Here is a 4659-nt window from a genome sequence, read left to right on the forward strand (position 1 = left end):
CCCCGCGGCGGGCCGCCGCGGCGGGGCCGCCCCCCGCCCCCCGGGCGCGACGCCGCGGCGCGAAAAACACCCCCGCGCGCGGCCCCCCCCACCGAGATGGTGGGCGGGGCCCTGTTTCTGCCTGTCGAGGACTACACGGCGAGGTGCGCCTCGGCGTCCAGCGTGGCGGCGACGGCCTGGAGCACGGCCGCGATCTTGAACGCCTCCTGGATCGTCTCCCGGTCGACGCCCGCCTTGCGGAGCACCTGCTCGTGGGAGTCGAGGCACTGGCCGCAGCCGTTGATCGCGGAGACGGCGAGCGACCACAGCTCGAAGTCGACCTTCTCCACACCCGGGTTGCCGATGACGTTCATCCGCAGACCGGCGCGCATCGTCCCGTACTCCGGGTCCGACAGCAGGTGCCGCGTCCGGTAGAAGACGTTGTTCATCGCCATGATCGCGGCGGCCGACTTGGCGGCGGTGTACGCCTCGGGCGACAACTGCGCCTTCGCCTCGGGCTCCAGCTCACGCAGCACCTGCGGGGACCGCGAGGCGATGGCGCAGGCCAGCACCGTGCCCCAGAGCTGCTGCTGCGGGAGGTCACTGTTGCCGATCACCGAACCGAGGTTCAGGCGCAGGTCCTTGGCGTAGTCCGGTATGGCGGACTTCAGTTCGTCGAGAGCCATGGAAGGTCACTCACCGGCCAGTAGCGCGACCGGGTCGAGGGTGGTCTCGCCCTTGGTCCAGTTGCACGGGCAGAGCTCGTCCGTCTGGAGAGCGTCGAGGACCCGCAGGACCTCCTTGGGGTTACGGCCGACGGAGCCGGCGGTCACCATGGAGAACTGGATCTCGTTGTTCTGGTCGACGATGAAGACGGCGCGCTTGGCGAAGCCGTCCTCGCCCTCGATGCCGAGGTCGCGCATGAGCTCGTGCTTCGAGTCGGCCATCATCGGGAACGGCAGGTCACGCAGGTCGTCGTGGTCCTTGCGCCAGGCGTGGTGCACGAACTCGGAGTCGCCGGAGAAGCCCAGCACCTGCGCGTCACGGTCGGCGAACTCGTCGTTCAGCTTGCCGAAGGCCGCGATCTCGGTGGGGCACACGAAGGTGAAGTCCTTGGGCCACGCGAAGACGATCTTCCACTTGCCCTCGTAGGTCTTGTGGTCGATCTGCTCGAACTCCTGGCCCTTCTCCAGCGAGACGCAGGCGGTCAGGTCGAACGTGGGGAACTGGTCACCGACAGTGAGCACAAACTCTCCTTGCAGCAAGGGACAGCCCTTTTTGGGGGCATTTCCCTAGGGGGTGGACTCTCCCGATCGTGGCACAGCCGGTATTGATTCGGGAAATAGCTACACTTGGTCGTGTTGATCGACTGCGGCTATCAGTGACGCCCGGTGAACCGACCAGGAAGGACGCGTACGGTCATGGCGAGCCCCACCGGCAGGGCGGGCGGCAAGGGCGGCGGGCGCCGTACCCCCAGCCTCGCGCAGCTCCGTGCCTTCACCGCCGTCGCCGAGCATCTGCACTTCCGGGACGCGGCCGCCGCGATCGGCATGAGCCAGCCCGCGCTGTCCGGTGCCGTCTCCGCGCTGGAGGCGACCCTCGGGGTGACCCTCCTGGAGCGTACGACCCGCAAAGTGCTCCTGTCGCCCGCCGGCGAGCGCCTCGCCGTACGCGCCAAGGCCGTACTGGCCGAGGTCGGCGCGCTGATGGAGGAGGCGGAGGCCGTACGGGCGCCGTTCACCGGGGCGCTGCGCCTGGGGGTCATCCCCACCGTCGCCCCCTACCTCCTGCCGACCGTCCTGCGTCTCGTCCACGACCGCTACCCCGACCTCGACCTCCAGGTGCACGAGGAGCAGACGGCCAGCCTGCTGGAGGGCCTGACGGTCGGCCGGCTCGACCTGCTGCTGCTCGCGGTCCCCCTCGGTGTCCCCGGTGTCGTCGAACTCCCGCTGTTCGACGAGGACTTCGTGCTGGTCACCCCGCTCGGCCACGGGCTCGGCGGGCAGGAGGGCATTCCGCGCGAGGCGCTGCGGGAACTGCGGCTGCTGCTGCTCGACGAGGGCCACTGCCTGCGCGACCAGGCCCTGGACATCTGCCGTGAGGCCGGGCGCGCCGACGCCCCCGTGACCACCACCGCCGCGGGCCTGTCGACCCTCGTCCAGCTCGTCGCCGGCGGTCTCGGGGTGACCCTGCTGCCCCGTACCGCCGTCAAGGTGGAGACGACCCGCAGCGATCAGCTCCTCACCGGGTACTTCGCGGACCCGGCGCCCACCCGGCGGATCGCGCTCGCGATGCGGTCGGGTGCCGCGCGGAGCACGGAGTACCAGGAACTCGCGGGGGCCCTGCGCGAGGCTCTGCGCCCCCTGCCCGTCCGGGTGTTGGGCGCGGAATCCTGAACTGCCGTACAGAGTCGGTCAATCGGGCGACCGATGACGTCCCGTGACAGCCGGGAAATCTCAAGTTCCGTCAGGTAGTGCGACTCCCGCTGGGTTATCCGCCCCGGCTGATACACATACCCCCTGAGGGTGATTCGTCAGGCGTCTGTGCGAAGTGCCGGAAGTTCCAAGGGGAGTGATGACGGGCATTCGGGATTCCCTTGGCAGGGTCGGATACGACCTGCTGTCGCACGCACTGAGCGAATGCCGGAGCACACGGGCGACGGGGAAAGTGCGGGTGTCCGGAAAACCCGGGGGAGTCTTCCATCTCCGTGACGGGGCTGTCGTCGCCGTCGAAAGTCCCGGCGCCCCGGGTGCCGAGGCGCGGCTGCTGCGCTCCGGCCGGGTCAGCGGCGAGCAGTGGGCCGAACTGCTCCGCGAGTCCGGCGGTACCCGGTGGCCCGAGGCCGGACTGATCGCGCACGGATACGCGGGGGCCGCACAGCTCCGGGTCGTCTGCATGATGGCGATGCAGGACGCGGCGTTCGCCGTCGTGGCCGGTGACGTGGAGGCGTGCGACCCGCTCGACGCAGCCTTCGAGCCGTACGCGCCGGTCGTCCTCGGCGAGACCCCCGGGCGGCTGCTGCAGGACGCGGCGAGGAAGCTGGCGGCCGTCGCCGCCCTGCCGCGGCCCGTACGGCCGGACCGGGAACGCCCCGTGCCGGCCGCGGTGCCGGACGAGATACGCGAGCGGCTCCCGCCACCGCACAAGGAGTTGCTGGCCCATGCCGACGGCCGCCGGACCGCCCGCGACATCGCCTTCGCGACCGGGCTCGGCGCCTACACCGTCACGGTGGGGGTGGCCCGCATGCTCGGCGAGGGGCTGCTGGAACTGCCGGCGGAGTCCGATTCCGCCCCCCGCGTCACCGTGCGGGACCTGCCTACCGGAGCGCTCCGGCAGCGGCCCGCCGGGGCTCCGCCCGCCCTGGACCCCGAGCTGTTCTCCGCCCTGTCCTCCGCTGTGGCCGCCGGAGAGCCCGCGGCACCGGAGCCCCGGCCGGCGCCCGGCCCGCCACCCGGGGCGATCGCTCCGGCCCTGCCCCGCAGAGAGCCCGGCGCGCATGCCCCGTCGCTGCCCCGCCGTGAGCCCGGCGCGAGCGGAATAGCCGAAACCCTCGCCCCCGAAAGGGCCGGGGCGAGCTGGAAAGGATTCTTCCGGCTGCGCCACCGGATCTGGACCCCGGACTCCGGAACGTAGAACCGAAATGCCTGTCAACGATCGAATGCGCACCATCATCAGGGAGTTCAACGCATGAATCACGAGGCACTGGCCAGGGAAATGAGGGAACTCCGGGAACAGGTGCCCGGAATCACCGACACGGCGGTGGCGGCCGCCGACGGAATGCTCATCGCGGCCGACACCGCCGACATGATCGATCCGGAGAGCCTCGCCGCGATCGCCGCCGCGGGACTCGGCATCGCCCGCCGCGCGACGGCGGTGACCGGCCGGGGAGCGTTCCGCCAGACCGTGACCTACGGCAGTCAGGGCCTCGCGGCCTTCTACGCGGTCGGCGACACCGCGCTGATGATCGTCCTCGGCGACGAGGGCATCGACCTCGAACGGCTCCACGAGCAGACCCGGCCGGCTCTCGGCCGCATCGGATCGATTCTCACCGGGACCGGCCCCGACCCGCTCGCCGGGACACCAGCCGAGCCCGATCCGCCCGCCGCGGCTCCCGACGCACTCGTCGGAGCCGTGACCGACACCGCGACCGAAGGGGTATGACGACATGGCCACCAAGCGAATGACACCCGGGTTCTCCGACCAGATCATGGGCCTGGTCAAATCACTGCGCACCGACGCCCCGGACTGCGTCGCCTCCGGAGCGGTCGACATGTCGACCGGAATGCTGCTGAGTTACGAGACCGTCGACAACCATCCGCCGGAGGTCCTGGACCTGCTCGCGGGCGCGACCCTCGACCTGTTCCAGGGGCGTACGGTCCAGATGATCGAGGACGTCTTCAAGGAGCGGCGCGGCATCGAGTCCGACTCGCACTTCTTCCAGGAGATCCTGGTCAACAGCGACAACCTCACCCATCTGTTCGTGCGGATGAGCGACCAGCAGGACGTGGTCGCCGTGGTCGTCTGCCGCAAGTCGGTGAACGTCGGCATGCTCTTCGCCCAGGTCCGCCGCGTGGTGAAGGAGTACAGCATGTGAACGCCGACCGGGGGGGCCCCCCCCGGGGGGGGGGGGCCCCCCGGCCCCGCCCCCCGGGGCGGGCGGGGGGCGGGGGGGTGAAAACA

The 4659-nt window shown here is 70.8% G+C and carries 6 protein-coding genes; 4 read left to right on the forward strand and 2 right to left on the reverse strand.

Annotated features, from left to right (window positions below; genetic code table 11):
- Positions 1-131: 131 nt before the first annotated feature.
- Together ACFXGX_RS11085 and ACFXGX_RS11090 are read right to left on the reverse strand one after the other, a co-directional pair.
- Complete coding sequence (locus tag ACFXGX_RS11085; protein WP_384788031.1) at positions 132-665, reverse strand: alkyl hydroperoxide reductase; 534 nt, start codon at positions 663-665, stop codon at positions 132-134.
- 6 nt (positions 666-671) lie between these two features.
- On the reverse strand, positions 672-1226 hold the full coding sequence (locus tag ACFXGX_RS11090; protein ID WP_328448706.1) for a peroxiredoxin: 555 nt from the start codon (positions 1224-1226) through the stop codon (positions 672-674).
- 174 nt (positions 1227-1400) lie between these two features.
- Here ACFXGX_RS11090 and ACFXGX_RS11095 point away from each other — a divergent pair, with 174 nt between their 5' ends.
- From ACFXGX_RS11095 to ACFXGX_RS11110, 4 genes are all read left to right on the forward strand, one after another.
- On the forward strand, positions 1401-2375 hold the full coding sequence (locus tag ACFXGX_RS11095) for a LysR substrate-binding domain-containing protein (protein WP_384788035.1): 975 nt from the start codon (positions 1401-1403) through the stop codon (positions 2373-2375).
- A 277-nt stretch (positions 2376-2652) separates the two neighbouring features.
- Positions 2653-3612, forward strand: a complete 960-nt coding sequence (locus ACFXGX_RS11100) for a MarR family transcriptional regulator (protein WP_384788038.1) — start codon at positions 2653-2655, stop codon at positions 3610-3612.
- 54 nt (positions 3613-3666) lie between these two features.
- Positions 3667-4140, forward strand: a complete 474-nt coding sequence (locus ACFXGX_RS11105) for a roadblock/LC7 domain-containing protein (RefSeq protein WP_384788041.1) — start codon at positions 3667-3669, stop codon at positions 4138-4140.
- A 4-nt stretch (positions 4141-4144) separates the two neighbouring features.
- Entirely contained in the window at positions 4145-4573 is a 429-nt protein-coding gene (locus ACFXGX_RS11110) for a hypothetical protein (protein ID WP_384788044.1), read from the forward strand.
- The last annotated feature ends 86 nt before the right edge of the window (positions 4574-4659 follow it).

The sequence above is a fragment of the Streptomyces sp. NPDC059371 genome (assembly GCF_042751995.1).
In the GTDB taxonomy this organism is placed as follows: Bacteria; Actinomycetota; Actinomycetes; order Streptomycetales; family Streptomycetaceae; genus Streptomyces.

Coding starts and splice junctions, on each gene's coding strand:
- ACFXGX_RS11085 (WP_384788031.1), bottom strand. CDS start 665: ATGGCTCTCGACGAACTGAAGTCCGCCATACCGGACTACGCCAAGGAC.
- ACFXGX_RS11095 (WP_384788035.1), top strand. CDS start 1,401: ATGGCGAGCCCCACCGGCAGGGCGGGCGGCAAGGGCGGCGGGCGCCGT.
- ACFXGX_RS11105 (WP_384788041.1), top strand. CDS start 3,667: ATGAATCACGAGGCACTGGCCAGGGAAATGAGGGAACTCCGGGAACAG.
- ACFXGX_RS11110 (WP_384788044.1), top strand. CDS start 4,145: ATGGCCACCAAGCGAATGACACCCGGGTTCTCCGACCAGATCATGGGC.